The 20,008-nt window shown below is 61.7% G+C and carries 19 protein-coding genes; 9 read left to right on the forward strand and 10 right to left on the reverse strand.

Annotation, left to right across the window (positions count from 1 at the left end; all coding sequences use genetic code 11):
* Positions 1-3: 3 nt before the first annotated feature.
* The gene (locus tag JMY24_RS19785) at positions 4-2,208 is read right to left on the reverse strand and encodes a serine/threonine protein kinase (protein WP_201702722.1); all 2,205 of its coding nucleotides are present in this window, start codon (positions 2,206-2,208) and stop codon (positions 4-6) included.
* Between the two features lie 416 nt (positions 2,209-2,624).
* Between JMY24_RS19785 and JMY24_RS19790 the strand changes: the two genes are divergently transcribed.
* From JMY24_RS19790 to JMY24_RS19820, 7 genes are all read left to right on the forward strand, one after another.
* Positions 2,625-2,897 carry a hypothetical protein gene (locus JMY24_RS19790; RefSeq protein WP_128596183.1) on the forward strand — a complete coding sequence of 91 codons (273 nt, stop codon included), beginning with the start codon at positions 2,625-2,627 and terminating at the stop codon, positions 2,895-2,897.
* A 478-nt stretch (positions 2,898-3,375) separates the two neighbouring features.
* Positions 3,376-3,594, forward strand: coding sequence for a hypothetical protein (locus JMY24_RS19795; protein WP_128596182.1), 219 nt, complete (start codon positions 3,376-3,378; stop codon positions 3,592-3,594).
* Positions 3,595-3,937: 343 nt separating this feature from the next.
* Positions 3,938-4,144 carry a hypothetical protein gene (locus tag JMY24_RS19800; protein ID WP_128584071.1) on the forward strand — a complete coding sequence of 69 codons (207 nt, stop codon included), beginning with the start codon at positions 3,938-3,940 and terminating at the stop codon, positions 4,142-4,144.
* A gap of 176 nt (positions 4,145-4,320) precedes the next feature.
* On the forward strand, positions 4,321-4,935 hold the full coding sequence (locus JMY24_RS19805; RefSeq protein ID WP_128596181.1) for a TetR/AcrR family transcriptional regulator: 615 nt from the start codon (positions 4,321-4,323) through the stop codon (positions 4,933-4,935).
* 86 nt (positions 4,936-5,021) lie between these two features.
* A complete protein-coding gene (locus JMY24_RS19810) occupies positions 5,022-6,251 on the forward strand; it encodes a YbfB/YjiJ family MFS transporter (protein WP_128596180.1) in 1,230 nt (409 codons plus the stop codon).
* Between the two features lie 146 nt (positions 6,252-6,397).
* Positions 6,398-6,553, forward strand: a complete 156-nt coding sequence (locus JMY24_RS19815; protein WP_128584074.1) for a DUF3309 family protein — start codon at positions 6,398-6,400, stop codon at positions 6,551-6,553.
* A gap of 142 nt (positions 6,554-6,695) precedes the next feature.
* A complete protein-coding gene (locus JMY24_RS19820; protein WP_128596179.1) occupies positions 6,696-7,496 on the forward strand; it encodes an SDR family oxidoreductase in 801 nt (266 codons plus the stop codon).
* On the opposite strand, the gene JMY24_RS19825 is transcribed toward JMY24_RS19820, so the two are convergent.
* The 5 genes from JMY24_RS19825 to JMY24_RS19845 form a co-directional block, all read right to left on the reverse strand.
* Positions 7,493-8,884, reverse strand: a complete 1,392-nt coding sequence (locus JMY24_RS19825) for a four-carbon acid sugar kinase family protein (RefSeq protein ID WP_236597459.1) — start codon at positions 8,882-8,884, stop codon at positions 7,493-7,495. The genes JMY24_RS19820 and JMY24_RS19825 overlap by 4 nt on opposite strands.
* Positions 8,881-10,179, reverse strand: coding sequence for a ribulose-bisphosphate carboxylase large subunit family protein (locus JMY24_RS19830; protein WP_128596177.1), 1,299 nt, complete (start codon positions 10,177-10,179; stop codon positions 8,881-8,883). The genes JMY24_RS19825 and JMY24_RS19830 overlap by 4 nt, the downstream gene beginning before the upstream one ends.
* Positions 10,176-10,715: a VOC family protein gene (locus JMY24_RS19835; protein WP_087753039.1), complete on the reverse strand. Its 540-nt coding sequence runs from the start codon at positions 10,713-10,715 to the stop codon at positions 10,176-10,178. Before JMY24_RS19835 ends, JMY24_RS19830 begins: the two co-directional genes overlap by 4 nt.
* A gap of 92 nt (positions 10,716-10,807) precedes the next feature.
* Complete coding sequence (locus JMY24_RS19840; protein ID WP_128596176.1) at positions 10,808-12,694, reverse strand: TRAP transporter large permease; 1,887 nt, start codon at positions 12,692-12,694, stop codon at positions 10,808-10,810.
* A 62-nt stretch (positions 12,695-12,756) separates the two neighbouring features.
* Positions 12,757-13,782, reverse strand: a complete 1,026-nt coding sequence (locus tag JMY24_RS19845) for a TRAP transporter substrate-binding protein (protein ID WP_020068817.1) — start codon at positions 13,780-13,782, stop codon at positions 12,757-12,759.
* A 197-nt stretch (positions 13,783-13,979) separates the two neighbouring features.
* Between JMY24_RS19845 and JMY24_RS19850 the strand changes: the two genes are divergently transcribed.
* Together JMY24_RS19850 and JMY24_RS19855 are read left to right on the forward strand one after the other, a co-directional pair.
* Positions 13,980-15,035 carry a LacI family DNA-binding transcriptional regulator gene (locus tag JMY24_RS19850; protein WP_128584081.1) on the forward strand — a complete coding sequence of 352 codons (1,056 nt, stop codon included), beginning with the start codon at positions 13,980-13,982 and terminating at the stop codon, positions 15,033-15,035.
* 559 nt (positions 15,036-15,594) lie between these two features.
* Complete coding sequence (locus JMY24_RS19855) at positions 15,595-16,068, forward strand: Lrp/AsnC family transcriptional regulator (RefSeq protein WP_027778161.1); 474 nt, start codon at positions 15,595-15,597, stop codon at positions 16,066-16,068.
* Positions 16,069-16,098: 30 nt separating this feature from the next.
* Here JMY24_RS19855 and JMY24_RS19860 read toward each other — a convergent pair whose 3' ends face one another.
* The 4 genes from JMY24_RS19860 to JMY24_RS19875 all read right to left on the reverse strand — a co-directional run bounded on the left by JMY24_RS19860 (position 16,099) and on the right by JMY24_RS19875 (position 20,001).
* Complete coding sequence (locus JMY24_RS19860) at positions 16,099-17,295, reverse strand: YbfB/YjiJ family MFS transporter (RefSeq protein ID WP_328809231.1); 1,197 nt, start codon at positions 17,293-17,295, stop codon at positions 16,099-16,101.
* A gap of 183 nt (positions 17,296-17,478) precedes the next feature.
* A complete protein-coding gene (locus JMY24_RS19865; RefSeq protein WP_128596184.1) occupies positions 17,479-18,192 on the reverse strand; it encodes a 4'-phosphopantetheinyl transferase family protein in 714 nt (237 codons plus the stop codon).
* A gap of 68 nt (positions 18,193-18,260) precedes the next feature.
* Complete coding sequence (locus JMY24_RS19870; protein ID WP_128596174.1) at positions 18,261-19,583, reverse strand: MFS transporter; 1,323 nt, start codon at positions 19,581-19,583, stop codon at positions 18,261-18,263.
* 181 nt (positions 19,584-19,764) lie between these two features.
* Complete coding sequence (locus JMY24_RS19875; RefSeq protein WP_128584087.1) at positions 19,765-20,001, reverse strand: DUF2783 domain-containing protein; 237 nt, start codon at positions 19,999-20,001, stop codon at positions 19,765-19,767.
* Positions 20,002-20,008: the final 7 nt, after the last annotated feature.

Raw genomic sequence — 20,008 nt, forward strand, 5'->3', positions numbered from 1 at the left:
GGTTCATGGCGCGTGAGGCTTCGTGGTGATCGGCGCGAAGTCAGCGACGATCCGCTCCCGGCCGTACTTCGCGCCTATCTGGGCGAGGCGTGCGTCGAGTGCTCGTAGATATTCGGCGCGCGATTCCGCTTCAGGGCGCGGCTTGTCGAATAGCGGCGCGGGCGTGATCAGAAGCACGACCATCTCCGAACCGAACGGCTTCGAAATAACCCAGTCGCCTGCGCTGCCGATCGTCGCCGAATAACGCGGTGGCGCCTGATTGTCCTTCGCGCGCGGGCTCGGCACCATATGAACCACGTTACCGTCGAGCTGGTAATAGTCGAGATTCACGTATGAGTCATAGCCGGGCGTGCTCACGTCGACAACCAGCGGATCGCCCTCACTCAACTGGCCGCTCGGCGGACGCACATGCAATCCGGCGATGTGGCCGGCTTGCCAGTTCTGCGTCCAGTACGGCGCGAGCGCCTTCACGGTGTCGCATTTATCGTCCGCGACGGGCTCGACATCGAGCTTCAACGCGTCCACGCCGGGCAGCGGCGTCAGCCCATCTTTCAGACGCGCTGTGCCGTAGCGTTGCGAGACATAGCCGCGCACCGTCAACGTGTGGTCCTGCGTCGAAGCAGATAACGCCGAACAGGGCACTTGCGCGAGCATCGGCGTGACGGCGGCGAGTGTTAATGCTGGCTTTGGTGCGGGGGGCGGTGCGGGCGGCGAGACAGTTGTCGACGCGTTCGTTGGTGCATTCGTTGGTGCATTCGTTGACGGGCCCGTTGACGCCACCGTTGGCCCGCCCGTTGACGAACTCGTCGACGCCACGCCCGTTGTCGCTACCGCTGCGCTCGCTTGCGTCGACAACGAAGCGCCCCGATCGACGCGTCCCTGCGACGAGCCCGCGCCCAACTGCGCCTGGCTCTGACGATTCGGCGCCGACTTCCACGCGTACACGCCGACAGCCGTGGCGCAAATTACCGCGAAGCCCGCGAGCCCCGCCTTCGCCAACGCACCGGATTTTTCGGCGCGCGCTTCGTTGTCGAACTCGGCGATAAAGCGCGTGACGCTCGGCATGCGCGTCGCGCGGTCGAACGAAAGCGCGGCGCGCAGCGCGCGCCACTGCCTTGCATCGAGATTAGCCGGCCGTTGCAGCTTGAAATCTGCGTTGCGCGCCTGCGTGGCGGACAACCGGTCGAACGGATGATGCCCTGTCAACAGCTCATACGTGATGCAGCCGAGCGCATAAATATCGTCGCGCGGATCGGGCTCGCGATGCTCGATCATTTCCGGGCTCGCATATGCGGGGGTCAACGCGCCGAGGCTCCCAGGATCGAAGACCGTTGCATCGCTCTCTTCCTCCGGCCGCTGAAACACGCGGGCGATGCCGAAGTCGATCACTTTGACCTCGGCATTCGTCGTGAGAAAGACGTTGGCGGGTTTGAAATCGCAATGCACAAATCCGCGTTCGTGCGCATACGCGAGCGCGCTGCACATGCCGCGCACGATAGGCAATGCCGCCCGTACAGGCATGCCCTGGTAGCCCGGCGTGCGCAGCAATTGGCTTAGTGGCTTGCCGGACAGATACTCCATCGTCAGATAGACGATAGGCCCATCGCGGTCGAAGTCGTATACGGTGATGATGTTGCGATGCGCGAGCACCTGTGCCTTGCGTGCCTCGCGCTGCAACGCGACGAGCGAGTTCGGATTGCCGCGAAACTGAACGTTCAAAACCTTGATCGCAAGATAGGGCTTTCTGTCCGACGCCTCCAGCTTGCGCAGATCCAGCGCCTTATAGACGGTGCCCATTCCACCGACGCCCAGGCACTCTTCGAGTACAAAGCGGTTGTTCAGCGTGTCGCCAGTGCCTTTGATCTGGTCATGTCCCGACACGCCGGATGCGTTGGACGCACCCGCTCCAGCGCTCGCAGGCATTGCGCCTGTGGAGCGCACAGATGGAATCTCAACCGTAGTTTGTATGCCGGTTTCGTCGCCGCCGGCCGCCACATTCGAGACTCGCAACTGCTCGATCCGCCGCCGCACTTCGACGTAAATGTCCTCCGGCAGCGGCGCTTTACGATGCGCGGCGCCGAGCATATCCAGCAGCTGCGTGGGACCGAGGCCTCCGGTCACCAACGTGCTGTCGAGTTGAGCGACGAACTCGTCACGGGACAGCTCGCCGTTCTGGAAGTCGTGAATCACACGCGCAAGGCTAGCCATTTTGTGCGAGATGCCGCCGCTGCCATAGATCCCGATCGCACGCGACCGAGGCTCCTGTGGCCGATAGGAAAGCTTTCGTAACCAGTTACATGTGCCGCTTCGATACTAGCTCCCGGCCCGCGCTTTCGCAAACCAGGATTGCTCCGCGCCATGCATGAGCGGCCGATGTCGGGCACGTTCCAACAGAACCATAGGCGTTGTCGGGCGACTGCCACCACTCGCTGTGAATTCGCCGCTCGCCGCGGATAGCTGCGAATGCGGCGAGTCGGTCCGCGAGCCATGGCCACAAGGGCCCCGATACTTTTATTAGGAACCTTGACTAAATGGGGCACGGGCCATGCATTAGCGACACTCGAGCAGACAAGTTGCTCGAACCCAACCGCAGAGCTGCAACGTTCCCTTTCAGGAGACTCACCATGACCACGCTGATGATCAAAGACCTGTCCATCACCGAACAACTCGACAGCAAGGCGATGAGCGCGGTGCGCGGCGGCTTCGGCCCGTCCACGTCGTACTTCAACTTCAGCCCGCTCTACGCGCCGAACTACAGCAAGAAGGTCGACGCGACGCAACTGATCAGCAACGAGCTCAACATCCAGAACGCCAACGGCAACAATGTTGCGTTCGCTGCCGACATCACCTCGACGATCAATCCGTCGGTCACGTCGACCAACAACATCTACGTGTGATAAGCGGCGAGGCGAATCGGCCGCTTCTTTGGGCCGCTCCGCCTCGTGCCAATCGCTTTCTTCTTCCGCGCAACGTTGGATAAACACCATGTCATCCCTCTTGATTCGCGATCTTTCCTGAGCCCGTGATCTCGACCGTCCGCGTTGTCGGCGGTGTCCGGCCGCGCCGGTGGCGTGCCCTCTGTAGGCGGCCTAAGCGGCATTGCCAACGTCAACGGCTCGGTGAACCAGAACCTCATCTAGTTGCAATACATAAGCATCGCCGCGCTCAACGACGTCGGCGTGATCGGTTTGACGGCGTGCAGTAGCGAAGGACCGGCGGCGTCCCTACTGCCGCCTGCCCATATCCGCCAGGCAGGCAGAAAACAGATTTCCTATACTTATAGTGCGACGAGACCTCAGCACACTTGACGACACCCGCGAGCGCAGACGAGACCATTACACTGTCCCACCGCGCGGCTTCTTCGGCGAACACACCATGGCCAGACTTCTCATCAACGACCTCACGAACAGCGTGGAACTCGACCGCGAGGCAATGGCCGCCATTGTCGGCGGTGCACGCATTGGCGCACGTTCGACAAGCGCCTCGCCACTCGTGCCGGTATCCGCGCGGGTCGTCGAGTATCCGCCCGGCTTTCCGGCCGCGCATCAGACCATCGGAAAGGTGGCTGCGACGCGCGAGAGACGGCGCGGCTAGATTCGCGTTCACATCAGCAATGCGGCGGCATGCGTTATCGACGCGTGCCGCTTCTGTTTTTGTCGCGCGGGGCGTAGCGAGCGGACCGTTGGCCAGCGCCGCCCGCGTGCTCGCGGGCCAACATTGCGGACGTGATCTGTGGGCTACGTCCGCACACTTCGCCTCGATCTTTCGCTCTCCGTAATCCACTTCTCGCGGCCGTGCCACGCACATCGTTGCCTGGCGCTGCGTTGCCGAAGAGACGACACCTTCCGCGTTCACCGAACCAAAATTGGCATATACCTTGCAGAAACAGATGCGAGCACCCTGCCGTGCTCGCCCGCCCTCTTCAAGGAGTATCGCCATGAAATCCACCGTCATCATCAAGGACCTGCCCCGCTGCGCGGACGCGGCGCGCGAGGAAGCCACGCTCGACGCCGAGCAGATGAAACTCGTGCGCGGGGGCCGTTCCGTCGTCGTCACAGTCGACGGCGGCGCCTCGGGCCACGTCGACGACTTCGACGTCAACACCGCCATCTTCGAGGGGCGCATTAAAGGCACCTATCTGTAGGACGCTTGAGATGTCCGCAATTGGAAACCGCCGCGCCGCGCGCCTGCTGGCGGGGCGCGGCGGTCCCGACACGCGCTCTCTAAAATTGCCCTTGCGTTCTGTATCGATCGATATATAATCCCGTTCTATATCGCACGATACAGAACCCGCCAGGCAGGCGGCAAAGGACATTGATCATGGCGCGACCCCGTGGTTTCGACGAGCAAGAGGTGCTCGAAGCAGCAAGCGCGACCTTCTGGCTCAAGGGCTACGAAGCGACTTCCACACGCGATCTGGTCAGATCGACGGGTCTCACCCAGCCGAGCCTGTACAACGCATTCGGCGACAAGCGCGGGCTGTATCTGCGCGCGCTCGAGCACTACCTGGACTGCACGCTGCGCGAGCGGATCAGGCGCTTCGAGAGCACCGTGCCGCCGGCCCAAGCCATTACAGGTTTCTTCGACGAAACAATCGAGCGGTCTGTCTCCGATCCGAACAAACGCGGCTGCATGCTGGTTAATTCGGCGCTGGAAATTTCATCGGAGGACGAAGCATTTCGTAAGCTCGTCGCGACCGAGATCGCCGAGATTCGCGAGTTCTTTTATCGTTGCCTTCTCGCGGCGCAAAAGAGCGGCGCAATCGCGGCCAACGTTTCCGCCGCCGACGCCGCCACTCATCTGCTCGCCACAGTGCTAGGCATGCGCGTGCTAGCGCGGGTCGATCCGCAGCGAGATGTGCTGACGAGCGCTGCCGCAACCGCTCTCGCGCTTCTTGGCTTGCCCCCGCTACCGGCCAAACCCAGCGGCGTCTAAGTCACGCGCCTAACGGGGCGCACACCATCGCATTTTCACCTACAGCCGACACCACGTTAAGCACGTTGGCCGGTAAAGGAATCGTCATGTCTTCAGCGCCCTCATTGACCTCTTCGGGCTCTACATCGCTCGACGCCCGTTCGCTCTACGCGACGCTCGCCGGGCTGTGCGGCAGCCTCGTCGCAATTGGACTCGCGCGCTTTGCCTATACACCGCTGATTCCGTCACTGATTCAGGCGCACTGGTTCACGTCGTCACAAGCAGTGACACTCGGCGCCGCCAACTTCGCGGGCTATCTGATCGGTGCGTTGATCGGCCGACCGCTTGCGTCGGCATTATCGAACCGCACCGCACTGCGCCTGCTGATGGCTGTTGTGACCGCGGCCTTCTTCGCCTGCGCATATCCGCTCTCGATCAGCTGGTTCTTCGCGTGGCGTCTGCTTTCGGGCATCTCCGGCGGCGCGATCATGGTGCTCGTCGCGACTTCGATTCTTCCGCACATTCCCGCGCCGCGCCGCGGCTTTGTCAGCGGCATGATCTTTCTCGGACTGGGTCTTGGCATTGCAGCGTCTGGAACGCTCATTCCCGAGCTGCTGCACTTCGGGCTGCGAACGGCATGGCTCGGTCTTGGCGCAGTCGCGCTCGCATTGACCGCGGTGAGCTGGTTCGGCTGGCCGTCGACGAATCCGCCTGCACCAGTTGCAGCAGCCGGCAATGGTCACGCTTCACACGCCAGTAATCTCGGGCTGCGTGTGCTGTATGCGCAATACGCAGCGAACGCGCTCGGACTCGTGCCGGCAATGATCCTGCTCGTCGATTACGTGGCGCGCGGCCTCGGTCGAGGCGCGGCAATTGGCGCGGACTACTGGGTGCTCTATGGGCTTGCCGCGATCGTGGGACCCGTCATCGCGGGCAACGTTGCGCATCGTATCGGTTACGGCAAGGCTTATCGCGTTGCACTGCTGCTGCAAGCGGCGGCCGTTGCCATGCTCGCGCTTTCCGGCAATGCATGGGTACTTGGGTTGGCGACTGTGATTCTCGGCATCTTCACGCCGGGCATCGTGCCGCTCGCGCTCGGTCGCATTCACGAACTGGTGCCGCACGATCACACCGAGCAACGGGCCTCGTGGAGCCGTGCGACGACCGCATTTGCGCTGTTCCAGGCGCTCGGTGGTTATGGCTACTCGTATCTGTTCTCGCACTCGCATAACAACTACGCGCTGATCTTTGCATTTGGCGCTGTCGCGCTCGCCATTGCGTTCATTGCGGACATCATCGCTTCGCGCATCAGGAGCGTACCTACGACCGCAATGTGAGCGTAGCCAACACGGCGACCGCCTCTTTCCGCGCTGGGCACGACGCTTGCTCCCACAGGTTCACGACGCTGCCTGGTCCCTCGCACGACAATCTAAAGTGCGAGGCCCACCGAAAGGCAGCTCCATCAACCAAGCGGAGGTCATATATGTTGGGAACTATTCTTCTGGTTGTGCTGATTCTTCTCCTCATTGGCGCGTTGCCGACGTGGCCGCATAGCCGTTCATGGGGCTATGCACCAATGGGTGGTCTCGGTGTCGTGCTGATCGTCGTGATCGTGCTGCTGGTCGCCGGAGTGGTATAGCCGTTCCGTAACGCGGTCACATCCTCAATAAGTCCACGCAGGCCCGGCCGCCGGATCGCGATGCAGTGAACTGCGCGCAAATCCGGCGGCCTCGCTATATTCGTACATAGACGAAATGCTCGTTCAACCCCGAGGAATTGCGATGGAAAAGTTACTCGCCAATCAATTCGCACTGGTCACGGGCGCAAGCTCGGGCATTGGCTATGGCGTTGCAAAGGCGCTCGCCGATGCGGGCGCGTCCGTCGCTCTGAATTATCATTCGCACGCTGAATCGGCCGAGAAGCTCGCCGATGAAATCAATCAGTCAGGCGGCGCTGCAATCGCGGTTAAGGCCGATGTATCGAATCCCGCTGATATCGATGCGATGTTCGAAGCCTGCCGCGCTCGCTTCGGCACTTTGGATATCGTCGTCGCCAATTCGGGTTTGCAGAAGGACAGCGCTTTTGCCGAAATGACGCTAGACGATTGGCAAACGGTGTTGGCCACCAACCTGACAGGGCAATTCCTCACCGCCCAGGCAGCCGTAAAAGAATTCCGTCGACGCGGGCCGACATCGGTATCGAAAGCGCTTGGCAAGATCATCTGCATGAGTTCGGTCCACGAGGTGATTCCGTGGGCCGGACATGTTAACTACGCCGCGTCGAAGGGCGGGATTCAGATGTTCATGAAGTCACTCGCGCAGGAAGTGGCGCCGGAGCGCATCCGCGTGAATTCGATTGCGCCCGGCGCGATTCGCACGCAGATCAATCGGGACGCGTGGGACACGAGCGCGGCGCGCGACAAACTATTGGAACTGATCCCCTATGGCCGGGTAGGCGAAGTGGAAGACATCGGCAAGGCTGCCGTCTGGCTCGCATCCGATGAAAGCGACTATGTTGTAGGCACCACCTTGTTTGTCGACGGCGGCATGACGCTCTATCCGGGATTCGTCGACAATGGTTAAAGGCCGGTATGCTCGTTGTCGTCATGACCTTCGAGCAGTTTTTCGAATAGATCTATCTCGCCCATCTGGCCGCCTTTGAGCATCAGCTCGATACCATCCAGTTGCGGACTGTCGGCGTGGACACGGCACACGCTCACGCCGGCCGACAGCGGCGCAAGATACGACAAACCCCATGCGCCGAGTGCTCGCACCGCGATACTCGACGTGTCACCGCCCGCAATGCCGACACGCTGCAACTTCACCGCGTCGAGCACTTGCCTCAGCAATGCCGCGCAAGCGTGAGCGAGTTGCGGTAACGCGCCGGGCGATTCAATAGAGCCCGGTTCGCGCCGCGACGTGAAGGCCAGTACATTGCTTCCATTGCCCAACGCATCGGCGATTGCTGCCACTTGCGCCATTAGATAGCCGTGTGCTGATTCACCTGTCATCTGCAGCGGGTCCAGTTCAATGCGGCGATATGAATGCGCGGCGCGGATCTGCACCTCGGTCAACGGCGACAGGCTGCCGGCCAGCGCGAATACCGGACTGCGTGCACGAGCCAACCGCTCGCGCTGCGGCGCTGCTTCACTCGCAGCCGATGGGCCAAGCGCGGAGGCATACGCCTGCGCCACGCTGCTCGCGCCTACCGCAAGGAGCGGCGCGGCGCTTCTCGCCTGATGCGCCAGCAAGCGCCCAATCGCATGAAGATGCGAATCGTCGAGCACGTCGAACAGCACGGCGTCGGGCCGCAAAGCGAGCCGGCGTTGCAGCTCGGTTTGCAGCGCGGCGTCGCCTGCCGCATAGCAGCGCCAGTCGATGGACTGCACGTTATCCACGCCCTGTCGCTGCAGATGCACGCGCAGGTCCGCCTCGTTCATCGGCGTAACGGGATGCCGGCTCATGGTTGGATGACGATCGATCCGATAGATGGACGATTCGCCATCGTCAGCGCCGGCCGCTGCATACAACTCACCAAACACGCAATAGCGCCCCAGATTGGGCTGTCCGCCAATCACTGCAACAAGCGGGTTCGCGCAATAGTTGCGCAACGTGCGGATCGCTACGCCGATGCTGCCCGTTCCCGGCGCGCTATCGAAAGTCGAACACACCTTGTAGTGCATCACGCGTACGCCGAGTTTGGCAAACGCCTGACCGACACGTGCGAGCTCGACCCGCTGCTGATCGGGCGACATCGTACGCGCGGCGCCCGCCACGCCAATCGCATCGAGCGGGCCGAGCTTTCCCAGATGCGTTGCGTCCGGTGGCGCCAATAGCAGCATGGTGCGCAAGCCGGCGCGTGCGAGATGCGCGAGCGTATCGGTCGCGCCGGTGAAATCGTCGCCGTAAAACGCGTATTGCGGGCCGCCGCCGGTCTCGCCGCTGCTCTTGGGGTCGTCGTGTGAGTTCACCCGCGGCCGCCGAAAAACTCGAGCGCGCGCCGCAGTTCCGGCATGCGCTCCGCGTAGACCGGCACGGGCGTGCGCGCCTGTACCGCGGCCCATGCCTGCCGCACACTCGTGACACCGGCTGCGGGGCCATCGGGATGCGCGAGGATGCCGCCGCCGCACATGAACAGCAAGTCGGTGGATTGCATTGCATCGAACGTCGCTTGGGCGGTGCCTGCCCACTGTCCTGAAGAAAACGCCGGCAATACCGTGTCATCGCAGCCTGGGGCAAGCGGCGCCGCGCAGTCGCGTGCCGACTCAATTACCTCGTCATCGCTTTGCGCGAACTTGCCGGCGAGGCCGTGTACATGCATATGATCGACGCCCGCCAGACGCCACAGCGTCTGATAAGCCTGAAACGATATGCCGAGCGACGGATCGCGCGACATCATGCCGTAGCCGTTGCGATGCGCGTGCAGCACCAACGGCGTGGCGCGACGCAACGTCTGAATAGCGGAAAAGCCGCACCAGTTGATGCTCGCCATCACACACGCGCCGCCCTCGCGCTCCACCAGTTCCGCGTGACGACGCATGGCGTCGAGGTCGTCGGTAATATTGAAGGCGACCATTACCTGGCGGCCGCTGCGCTCGCGGTAGCGGCGCACTTCAGACATGACCGCGCGCACGCGTTCCGCGAGCGGCGCATGCGCGGGGTTGGCGCTTACTTCGTCATCCTTTATAAAATCGACGCCTGCTTCGCAGAGATCGTGCACCAGTGCCGCGGTTTCTTCCGCACTCAGCCCCACGTTCGGTTTGATGATGGTGCCGATCATCGGCCCGTCGGCTACCTGTGTCAGCGCACGCGTACCCTTCACGCCATGCCGCGGAGTTTCAAAGCGCGCACGATAAGACGCCGGCAAACGCAGCGACAATAGCCGCATGCCGGTGACTTCGCCAAGGTCGTACAGGTTGCCCGCGACGGTCGCGGCGAGTGTCGGCAAGTTGGCGCCGATGTTGGCAAGCGGAAAAGACAGCGTAACGCGCGCGCGCCGCCAGGGTCCGCGCGCGCCCTGGCGCGCGAGCCATGAGCTATGGAGACTCGGCTGCGCCGCGGGCTCCAGTTCGTCGATGCGCAGCACGCTCGCGCGGCTTCGCGCGCGCAACGCGTCGGTTTCGTTGGCTACGCGCACGAAAGTCCCGCTCGACTGCTCGCCCGCCATGATCTCGGCGACGCGCGCGGGATCGAGCGGCGTCTCGATCAGATAGTCGGCTTCGAGCGAATCGCGATCGCCGCCATGCGGATGCTGTGCGTCGGTCATAGCGTGCTCAAATCCGGGAAGCGGCGCACCGGCTCACGGCCGTCCCAATCGCGTGAGGCTGCGTAGATCATGTCGAAGAGCTTGCCCTTAGGACCCGCAATCTCCGAGAGCTCGATGACCGTCCCCGGATGATCCTCAGTATCGAAGTAGACAAAGCGGCCATTGCGGCCGACTTCGCCGCTCATCGCAACCTTGAAGCCTTGCTGCTGCAAACGCGCGAGGTCGGCGTCGAACGAAGTGGTCCAGTAAGCGTTGTGCTGAAGCCCTGTATTGCCGGCAGTGAGAAAATCGCGATACATGGAGGGCGCCTCGTTCCTTGTCTGAATCAGTTCGACTTGAAGCGGCCCGGAGTTCGCCAGCGCAACGGAGTTATGAACTTCGTATGATTGCCCGCGATAGGTGTAGTTTTCAATGGGCACACGTTCGTTGTAAAACCACGGTCCCACACCGAGCACGCGGCTCCAGTAATCCATGGCGGCCTCGATATCGCGCACCACGTACCCCGCTTGACGAATCTCGCCAAAGAAACGACTCATGAAATTCTCCCCACGCAGCAAATATTGATAGACGAGCGACTCCCCGGCGCGGCGGAAATGCAGCGCCCGAAGGTCGAACGGATAGACAGCGGTTAGAGAAAGCCGGTTGAAATCCAGGGTATCGCGGCAACGACAATCAGCCCCACGATCAACGCCCCCATATAGCCGACGATAGGACGAATGCCCGCGTCGGGACTGACCTTGCTGATCGCGCACGCGGAGTAGTAGCCGACACCGAACGGCGGCGAAAAGAGGCCCACACCCATCGAGAGAATTACCACGATTGCGTAGTGAACCTCATGCACGCCCGCAAGCCGAGCGATGGGAAACAGCAATGGTCCGAACAGCACAATTGCCGGAATTCCTTCGAGCACGCTGCCGAGCATCACGAACACCACGATCGACACCGCGAGAAAACCGTATTTGCCACCGGGCATTGCACCCATCCATTGCGCAAGGTCCTGCGAGAAGCCGGATTGCGTGAGCGCCCATGCCATTGCGGTGGCGCAGCCGATAATGAACAGAATCGCGCCGGACAAAGTGGCTGCATCGACGAGCATGCGGGGAAGGCGTCGCCACTCGAAACGGCGATAGATGAGAAGGCCGATCAGCATGGAGTAAGCAATGCCGATGGTCGACACTTCCGTGGCAGTTGCGACGCCTTCGACCACCGCGGCCCGGATCACGAACGGCAACGCCAGCGCCGGCAGCGACACAATGAAGAGCCGGCCTATCTGCCGCTTGCTGAAGCGCTGCGTGCCGCTCAAGTCTTCCTTCCGATAGCGCCACCACACGACGACGCACAGAATGATCGCAAGCACGGCGCCCGGCAACATGCCAGCAGTAAAGAGCGCGGAAATGGAAAGCCCGGTGACAGAGCCAATCGTAATCAGCACGATGCTCGGCGGAATGGTTTCGCTTTGCGCGCCGGTGGTGGCAAGCAAGGCGACGAGGTCGCCCTCGGACGCGCCGCGCTTTTTCATCTCCGGGAACAACACGGGCGCGATTGCTGCCATGTCCGCCACTTTCGAACCGGAGATGCCGGACACTAGATACATCGCGCCGATCAGCACAAACGACAGACCGCCACGCACATGGCCGACAAGGCTCGCGAGGAACTGGATCATCGCGCGCGCCATGCCTGTCATTTCGATCAGCAGGCCGAGAAAGACGAACAGCGGCACCGCCAGCAGCACGAGATGCGACATGCCTTCGTCCATGCGCCCCACGACCACTTCCAGCGGAGTGAAGGTCGAAAGGCCGAGATAACCGAACGTGGCCAGCGCGAACGAAAAACCGATTGGCACGCCGGAGAAGATGCCGATTGCAACCACGCCTCCGAAGAAGATGATCAGATTCGCCTTGCCGAGCGTCTGGAACCACGGTCCTGCCAACGCCGCCGCTGCGCCGACGAGCGCCGCGATCACGAGCACGATAACAACGTCGCGCATGCGGCAAGTCTGCGCGAGCCGGATCACGCCGACGACCAACATCAGCGCGGCGCCTATCGGCAATGCAAACGCACGCCAGGCATTGCTGATCTGCAAAGCAGGCGTGACGATGGCCGCTTCGCCGGACGCGTAGTTATAAGCGGGTGCAACCAGCAGCGCCAGCAATGCGACCGACGCAGCAATGGCAAGCGTATCGACAAAGGCGCGACGCTCCGGCGATAACCGGCTGACAAGCGCGGTCATACGCATGTGTTCGCCGCGTCGCAATGCGAGAACAGCGCCTAACATGGCGAGCCAAAGGAACAGGATGCCGGCCAGTTCATCCGACCACACCAGAGGCTGGTGCAAAGCGTAGCGCGACACCACGCCCGCCAGCATCACTACGATTTCCACAGCAAGCAGCAACGCCGCGCACACTTCGACGACCGAAATCAGGCCGCGGTCGAGCACCTTCAGCCAGCGGCGCGGGGTGCTCACCGTCGGCAGCGGCACAGCCGCTTCCGCTGCGTTCAATACGTGATTCGACATGCTGCTATCTCCTCGCGGCCGGGCGCCGCGCGTCGTCTGATGCTTGCCCGCGCGGCGCTGCATCAGGCCAGTTTGCCGACCGATTGCTCGAGCAGGTCCCACGCCTGATTGCCGAACTTGTCTTTCCATTGCGCGTAGAAACCCGCTTGACGTAGCGCCGCGCGAAACGAATCAGGCGCGGGCCGGTTGATCGCAAGACCCTTGCTTTGCAGATCGGCGACAGCCGCGTCGTTGAGCTTGCGCACATCTTCGCGCTGCTTCAACGCGCACTGATTGAACGCGTCGCTCGCAATGCCTTGCAGGTCTTTCGGCAGACGCTGCCATGCGCGCGGATTCAGTACAAACCAGTAGCCGTCCCACATGTGATTGGTCAGCGAGCAATACTTCTGCACTTCGTAGAGCTTTGCGACCTGAACGATAGGCAACGGATTTTCCTGCGCATCGACAATATGCGTTTGCAGCGACGAATACACTTCGCTGAATTGCAAACTGGTCGGTGCGGCGCCGAGTCCCTTGAACATGTCGATGCTAAGCGGGCTCACCGGCACACGAATCTTCAGACCGCGCATGTTCTGCGCGCTCGTGATCGGTCCGTTGCTGGTGGTCGTCTGACGAAAGCCGTTGTCCCACATCTTTTCAAACGATTCGAGTCCGGCCTTCTGCATCGCCGCGCGCACATATGCGCCAAGCTTGCCGTCCATCGCAGCCCATACCTGGTTGTAGTCGTTGAACGCAAAGCCGACGGCGTTGATCGCGACCGACGGCGCGAGCGTCGATACGACGAGTGCGGAGGGCGTGAACATTTCGATGCCGCCGCTGCGCACCTGGGCAAGCATGTCCGTATCGCCGCCGAGCTGGTTGTTCGGGAATATACGGATCTCCATGCGCCCCTTCGACGCCTCGCGGATCTGATTGGCCGCCTCCTGCGCCCGAACGTTCAGTGGATGCGTAAGCGGCAGGTTATTGCCGTACTTGAACACGAACTCCGGGCCGGATGCAGCACGCACGATCGCCGGAAACCCGAGGGCGCCGGCCACCGGCGCGGCGGCTGCGGCACGCAGCAACGCGCGTCTCGCGAGGTTGGTCATTTGAGCGTCTCCTTGCTTATAATTGATGTGACTGTCGAATCCATCAAAAAACATCATCACTTGCTGGCAACGCGCTGACTTCCGATCAGGTGCGTTGAGTTGTCGAGTGATAGCTGCAAGACTAGGCGTGCGCGGCAATCGCTGTCAAACCGCGAACCTGATGGTTTTTGATGGACTCCACTCTGCGAAGGACGGTTATGGCCGATCCGGTTAACCTCACCACCGCTGCACGCGCCCGCATTCCGGATATCGCGCGCGCTGCGGGCGTTTCCACCGCCACAGTGGATCGTGTGCTCAACAGCCGCGAAGGCGTGCGCGCCGTCACCGCGCAGCGTGTATTGCAGGCGGCTGCGCACCTCGGCTATCTGCTCACACAAGAAGCGCCTGCCGCGCGCGCCTCCAAACCCATGCGCATCGCGTTTCTGCTGCCCGCGGGCACGAATCGCTATCTGCACATGCTGGGTGACTATATCGACTTCGCGCACGATCAATGGAATGCGCTCGACATGAAGTGCCGCGTGCATTACGTCGAAAGTTTCAACCCTAAAGAACTGGCCGACCGTCTGCTGCATTACGGACAACGCGCGGATGGCGTCGTGTTCATGGCGCTCGAGCATCCTGTGGTGCGCGATGCAGTCAATGCGCTGGCCGACCAGGGCGTGCCCGCGATTACGCTAATTTCTGATCTGTCGAATGCGCGGCGGCTGGCTTACGTGGGTATCGACAATCGTTCAGCGGGACGCACTGCCGCATTGTTGCTCGGGCGTTTCATGGGCCCGCGGCCCAGCGGAAAGATAGCAATGCTCGCGGGCAGCCTGAACTATCGCGGACATGAAGAACGCGAGATCGGCTTTCTTCATCTGATCGAATCCACGTTTCCGCAAGTGCGCGTAATTGGACTGCGCGAAGGGCAGGATGATAGCGAGCGCAATTATGTGCAGACGCGCAAGCTGCTGGAGCAGCATCCGGACCTCGCCGGCATTTACAACAGTGGCGGCGGATCGGATGGCGTGGCGCGCGCTATCGTCGAAGCGCGCTCGGAACAGAAGATTCTTTTCGTAGGGCACGGCCTGACGCCGGACACGCGAGCCTTGCTAATCGACGGAACAATGGACGCATTGATCACACAGACTCCGCAGGCAATGGTGGGAAACTGTTTGCGGATTTTCCGCAACGTGCGCGATAAGCGCGATGCAATGAGCGACGTGAAGCCGGTGCAGTTCAGCATCGTGTTGCGCGAGAATTTGCCTTGATTTATGGGACTTTCGCGCATGCCGGGCGCCGCCATGCAGCGATCACGGATACCCGGGCACGCAAGATGCTCAATCTCTTTCGTGTTCCAACCCGATACGAAAGGAGATACATCATGCCTTACCTACTTGGCTGGCTTCTCGGTGTTCCGGTAATCGTGCTGGTAATTCTGTACCTCATCTTCCATTGATCACTCGAAACCTATCCCGTGGCGCGGCCCCTATGTGGCCGCGCGTTTTTTCATGCGGGTCTTGATTGCGGTTTCGATGCTCCTGGCGGTACATGCATTCGTGTCCGAGCGAGCCTTCTCTGCGATACGGTAGCGTCGCAGTTTCTCTCTTGCCGCCTTCGGTAAAAGCAGCGTTATACCCGTAGCAGCTTGTGGCCGCGAGTGGCGCCGGCTTGTCGGCGATCCTGACGGTTGTCCCGGGCACGAATGCACCCTGAAAATATACCGGCCGCCGCTCTGGATAGGCTTCCGAATGCGACACGCGGTGTAGCGACTCTTAGGACGTTCTTCCGATAGAATGAGAGTTGGACGAACAACCTTCCGAGCCGGCCATGAGCCCCAAAAATCGCGCGCTGGACAATCAGGACCGCAGGATCATGCGCGCGCTGCAAAAGAACGCGCGCTTAAGCAATGCGGAGCTGGCTGAACTGGTCGGCATGTCGACCACCGCATGCTGGAATCGCACACGTCAACTGGAAAACGAAGGCTACATTCGCGGCTATGTCGCGCTGCTCGATCAGCAGAAGCTCGGCTTTGCGGATATCGTGCTGCTCGAAGTGACGCTCGACCGTCACGACGACGATGCGCTCGCGCGCTTCGGCGCCGAACTCGCGACACTCACCGAGGTCCTCGAAGCGTACCTGGTGTCGGGCGATTACGATTACCTGGTCAAGGTAGCTGTAGATGGCACCGCGGGTTATGAGCGCTTCCTGCGCGAAAAGCTATACAAGATCGCGGGCATTCGTCATAGCCGCTCGATGTTTGCGCTGCGCTGCATGAAGAGCATTCCGTCGGTGCAGGTATAACGCGCCGCCGCTCGCATTCAATGTACGCATTCAATTCTGGCGCAGCGGTCTTTGACATGCGGCGAGCACAGCGCCGCCCGCCAGCAACAGCGCGGAATAGATGAGGCCGCGAGCAAGACCTGCTCCGTCGGACACCCAGCCGATCACCATCGGCCCAACGATCTGTCCGAACGCAAAGACGATCGTGAACGCACTGATGCCTTTTGCCCAGTGGCTTGTCGGCAGGTTGTGGCGCACGAACGCCGTCGTCGATGCAACGGCGGACAGGAACGTCGCGCCGAACAGCGCGCCCGATACAAACGCGATCCACGGTTGCGTGAACAGCGCGGGCAACAGTGTCGCCACCGCAAGCAACGCATTGAGCACGGCGAGCGCCTGGCCGCCGCGCATGCGGTCGAGCAGCCCTGACCACAGGCGCGCGGAAAGCACCGTCGCGATACCAAGCAACAGATAGAAACCAGTGACGACTGTGGCGCTCATGCCCGCGTTGCGCAACAACGCGACAATGAACGTCATGTAGCCGATATAGCCGACGCCGAACAGAGCATAGCCGCCGAGCGCACGAACGAACTGCGGCCAGCGCGGGGCGTCGTCTGTATTAGCCAGGTGCGCCGGTGCCGCCACCGCGTGCACGCCCTCGATCTTGCGCGCCGCGCCGACGGCGGCAACGCTGAATGCCGCGCATGCGGCAGCCAACGCAAACCAGGCAAACTGCCAGCCATGCACGCGGTTGAGAATGGTCAACGGTACCAGTACTGACGAAGCGACAATGCCCCATCCCGTGCCCCCGTAATACAAGCCCAGAACGAGGCCCGCATCGCGCGGACTCGCCGATGCAAGCCGCGCGGCGAGCACGCCACCGCTAATGAAAACCGCAGCGCTGCTCGCGCCAGTGATCACGCGCAACACGAGCAGCGAATTGGTGTCGGCAAGCAGGCCGCTGGCCGCCATGAGAAACGCAGTGGCCACGCAGCCGGCCACGAACAGTTTGTCTGCCTGCCAGCGACGCGCGAGTCGTGGGAAAGCCAGCGCGCCGAGCAGATAGCCAAGCGCATTCGCGGTATTCATCGCCCCGGCTTCAGCGAAGGTCCAGCCGAGGTCGAGTTTCATCGACGATAATAGCAGCGCGTAGGCGAAGCGCGCGAGGCCCAGCGCGATCGCGCTTCCCAACGACAACGCGGCTGCCAGCATCAACATAGGAACGCGCTGCACCGCGTGGTTGGCCATGGAGGATGCGGCAGCGTCGGACGGGTTTGTCGGCATGGGCTAGTGTGGATGGAGAGGCATTGCTGCTAAGCGGTTGTGGTTCTCGGCTTTGTCGCGCAACGTCATCATATCGGGAGACGGGGTGCGGGGCTGACAGTTAGTTGCATTGTGGCGCGCGGCAAAGCGTGCACCGACAACCCGCGGTTACTGCGCAAGCGGCGGCAGCAACGGCGCCAGTGACCACGCGACGCACGCTGCATAGCCATGCGGCGCCGCTATCCATTGCGCGGCTATCTCACGCATGGCGTGCGCAATGGCATTGCGCAGCATCACGCGATTGCCTTCGCGCGGCAGCACGGCGAGATGCTGCAACCCTCGCGTGATGCCCACGCCTGTTGTTTTGACGAGCGCTTCCTTCGCCGTCCATGCGTCGTAGAACGCAGCCATCTGTTCGGAAGGATCGAGGCGCTCGATCCACGCAGCCTCGTCTGGATCGAGCGTTAACTTCATGATGGAACGCCAGTCGAACCTGTCGCTGTGCTGTTCGATATCGGCGCCGACGCGCCGCACATCAGACATCGCGATCAAACCAAAGGCGCCCGCATGGGAGACGTTGAAATCGGGCGCTGTCGAATCCGCGAGCCGTGGGCGCCGGTTTGCATCGAGTGCGAAGCGCACGGCATGAGCTTCGACGCCCATGCGTTGCGCGAGCAATTCGCGCAACGCCGCGCGGGTCGAGGCGAAGCGCAGCGCGTCTTCGCGGCGGCGGAAGGTGTGCGCTCTTTCGCGCTCGTCTTGGCTGAGGGACGCGAACACCACGGCATCGAGCGACGCGTCGAAACACAGATCGACCCGCCACAACGAAACGTCGGGCGGGCCTTGATGCTGAAGCGGAAGCGGTTCGACGGTGGCAGGCATCGGAAGAATTGAGCGCAATGGAATTACCGCGACTCTACATGATGGCTTCTCTTCGGAGCGGCCGGACCTTACGCCCTCTTTGCCTCTTTCGGCACGCCGATCAATAGCGCGACACCACTCGCGAAGAGCAATCCGGTGAGCAGATAAAGCGCGCTATCCATGCTGCCGGTGTGTGTTTTGATCTGCCCGATCACCCACGGGCTGACAATGCCGCTCGTGATGCCGATGCTGCTGATCAACGCAATGCCGCCCGCCGCCGCAGCGCCTGACAGATAGCTCGAAGGCACGGTCCAGAAGATCGGCAGCGCAGAGAAGATCAGCACCGTAGCGAGCGACAGAATCGCGAGCATCGCCGGAAAACTGCTTAAATGCAGCGTCAAAAGCGAGAGCGCAATGCCTCCGCCAATCGTGCATACCGCGAAATGCCGGCGACGCTCTGCCCGCCGGTCGGAATGACGCGCGATCAACACCAGACCGACCGCCCCGATTGCATTCGGAATGACGCTGTAAAGACTGATTGCGAGAACATCGCGAATGCCGAAGTCGCGAATCATCAGCGGCATCCAGAAACTGAGCGTCAACGACGCACATGTCAACGAAAAATAGATGAACGCGAACAGGTAGACGCGCGGATTGCGCAAAGCCTGCATGAACGAGTGTGATGAATGCGACGATGCCGTGCGGTCCTCATCGCGTTGGGCGATCAATTGCGCTTTCTCGCCAGCGGTGAGCCATTTTGCATGCTGCGGGCCGTCGACGAGATAAAACGCGGCGACCAGCCCAAGCAGGACGGCGGGTGCGCCTTCGATCACGAACATCCACTGCCAGCCGTACAGACCGAGCACGCCGCCCATATCACGCATGATCCAGCCCGACACCAGGCCACCGAGCACGCCGGCAACCGCGACGCCCGCGAAGAAAACCGACAGCACGGCCGCGCGCCGCCGCGCCGGATACCAATAGGTCAGATACAGCACGATGCCCGGAAAAAAGCCCGCTTCGAAGACGCCAAGCATGAAGCGCAGCACATAGAAATGCGCGGGCGTCGACACCATCATCATGCCGACCGACGCCACGCCCCAGAGCAGCATGATCCGCGTGAACGTGCGGCGTGCGCCGAATCGAGAAAGCAGGAGATTGCTGGGTACCTCGAACAGCACATAGCCGATGTAGAACACGGCGGCGCCGAGACCGTACATGGCGTCGCTGAAACCGAGGTCGTGCTTCATCTGCAATTGCGCGAAGCCAATGTTGATGCGATCCAGAAATGACACGACATAGCAGAGAAACAGAAACGGGATGATACGCAGCGATACTTTGCGATACAGCAGATCGTCATGCGCGGCAGTGCCTGAACTCGGCTCGAGCGCGGGGGCAAAGGATTGACTCATCGGTTATCTCCAAACATGAGGCGTGAAGGGTCCGACGGACCCACGGGTCCGGCGTCTTGATGCACCGCGTTGTTATCTGCTGGGGTGACGGCGCGCGAATGCGCGGAACCGCCCTACGGTCGTGATGAAGTGCGCGCGACCTGACGAGCCGGCCGCGCGTTCACGCTACATGCAGGGTGGATCACGCAGCGAGCGGATGAGTCTCGCCGCCTTGCGTCGCTGCATCAGCCACGCCTTCGCGTGCAAGCCGGATCGCTTCGAGCAGCGTCGCGTGATCGCCGATATGGTTGGCGAGCAACAGAATGAGTTGCGCATTCGCCGACTGGCTTTGTGCGTCGTCGAGGTCGCGATGCATGTCGATCAGCGCCTCGTAGAAATCGTCCGGACGCGCGAGATTCGGTTGCGTGTTCAGTGCCATGTTGTGT

The organism is Paraburkholderia kirstenboschensis (assembly GCF_904848585.1).
Classification (GTDB): domain Bacteria; phylum Pseudomonadota; class Gammaproteobacteria; order Burkholderiales; family Burkholderiaceae; genus Paraburkholderia; species Paraburkholderia kirstenboschensis.

Bases quoted from the DNA above. Each gene is read 5' to 3' on its own strand.
- JMY24_RS19795 (WP_128596182.1), top strand. From the start codon at position 3,376: ATGGCCAGACTTCTCATCAACGACCTCACGAACAGCGTGGAACTCGAC.
- JMY24_RS19875 (WP_128584087.1), bottom strand. From the start codon at position 20,001: ATGGCACTGAACACGCAACCGAATCTCGCGCGTCCGGACGATTTCTAC.
- JMY24_RS19805 (WP_128596181.1), top strand. From the start codon at position 4,321: ATGGCGCGACCCCGTGGTTTCGACGAGCAAGAGGTGCTCGAAGCAGCA.
- JMY24_RS19835 (WP_087753039.1), bottom strand. From the start codon at position 10,715: ATGAGTCGTTTCTTTGGCGAGATTCGTCAAGCGGGGTACGTGGTGCGC.
- JMY24_RS19865 (WP_128596184.1), bottom strand. From the start codon at position 18,192: ATGCCTGCCACCGTCGAACCGCTTCCGCTTCAGCATCAAGGCCCGCCC.
- JMY24_RS19800 (WP_128584071.1), top strand. From the start codon at position 3,938: ATGAAATCCACCGTCATCATCAAGGACCTGCCCCGCTGCGCGGACGCG.
- JMY24_RS19790 (WP_128596183.1), top strand. From the start codon at position 2,625: ATGACCACGCTGATGATCAAAGACCTGTCCATCACCGAACAACTCGAC.
- JMY24_RS19855 (WP_027778161.1), top strand. From the start codon at position 15,595: ATGAGCCCCAAAAATCGCGCGCTGGACAATCAGGACCGCAGGATCATG.
- JMY24_RS19815 (WP_128584074.1), top strand. From the start codon at position 6,398: ATGTTGGGAACTATTCTTCTGGTTGTGCTGATTCTTCTCCTCATTGGC.
- JMY24_RS19845 (WP_020068817.1), bottom strand. From the start codon at position 13,782: ATGACCAACCTCGCGAGACGCGCGTTGCTGCGTGCCGCAGCCGCCGCG.
- JMY24_RS19850 (WP_128584081.1), top strand. From the start codon at position 13,980: ATGGCCGATCCGGTTAACCTCACCACCGCTGCACGCGCCCGCATTCCG.
- JMY24_RS19840 (WP_128596176.1), bottom strand. From the start codon at position 12,694: ATGTCGAATCACGTATTGAACGCAGCGGAAGCGGCTGTGCCGCTGCCG.
- JMY24_RS19830 (WP_128596177.1), bottom strand. From the start codon at position 10,179: ATGACCGACGCACAGCATCCGCATGGCGGCGATCGCGATTCGCTCGAA.
- JMY24_RS19860 (WP_328809231.1), bottom strand. From the start codon at position 17,295: ATGGCCAACCACGCGGTGCAGCGCGTTCCTATGTTGATGCTGGCAGCC.
- JMY24_RS19870 (WP_128596174.1), bottom strand. From the start codon at position 19,583: ATGAGTCAATCCTTTGCCCCCGCGCTCGAGCCGAGTTCAGGCACTGCC.
- JMY24_RS19810 (WP_128596180.1), top strand. From the start codon at position 5,022: ATGTCTTCAGCGCCCTCATTGACCTCTTCGGGCTCTACATCGCTCGAC.
- JMY24_RS19785 (WP_201702722.1), bottom strand. From the start codon at position 2,208: ATGGCTAGCCTTGCGCGTGTGATTCACGACTTCCAGAACGGCGAGCTG.
- JMY24_RS19820 (WP_128596179.1), top strand. From the start codon at position 6,696: ATGGAAAAGTTACTCGCCAATCAATTCGCACTGGTCACGGGCGCAAGC.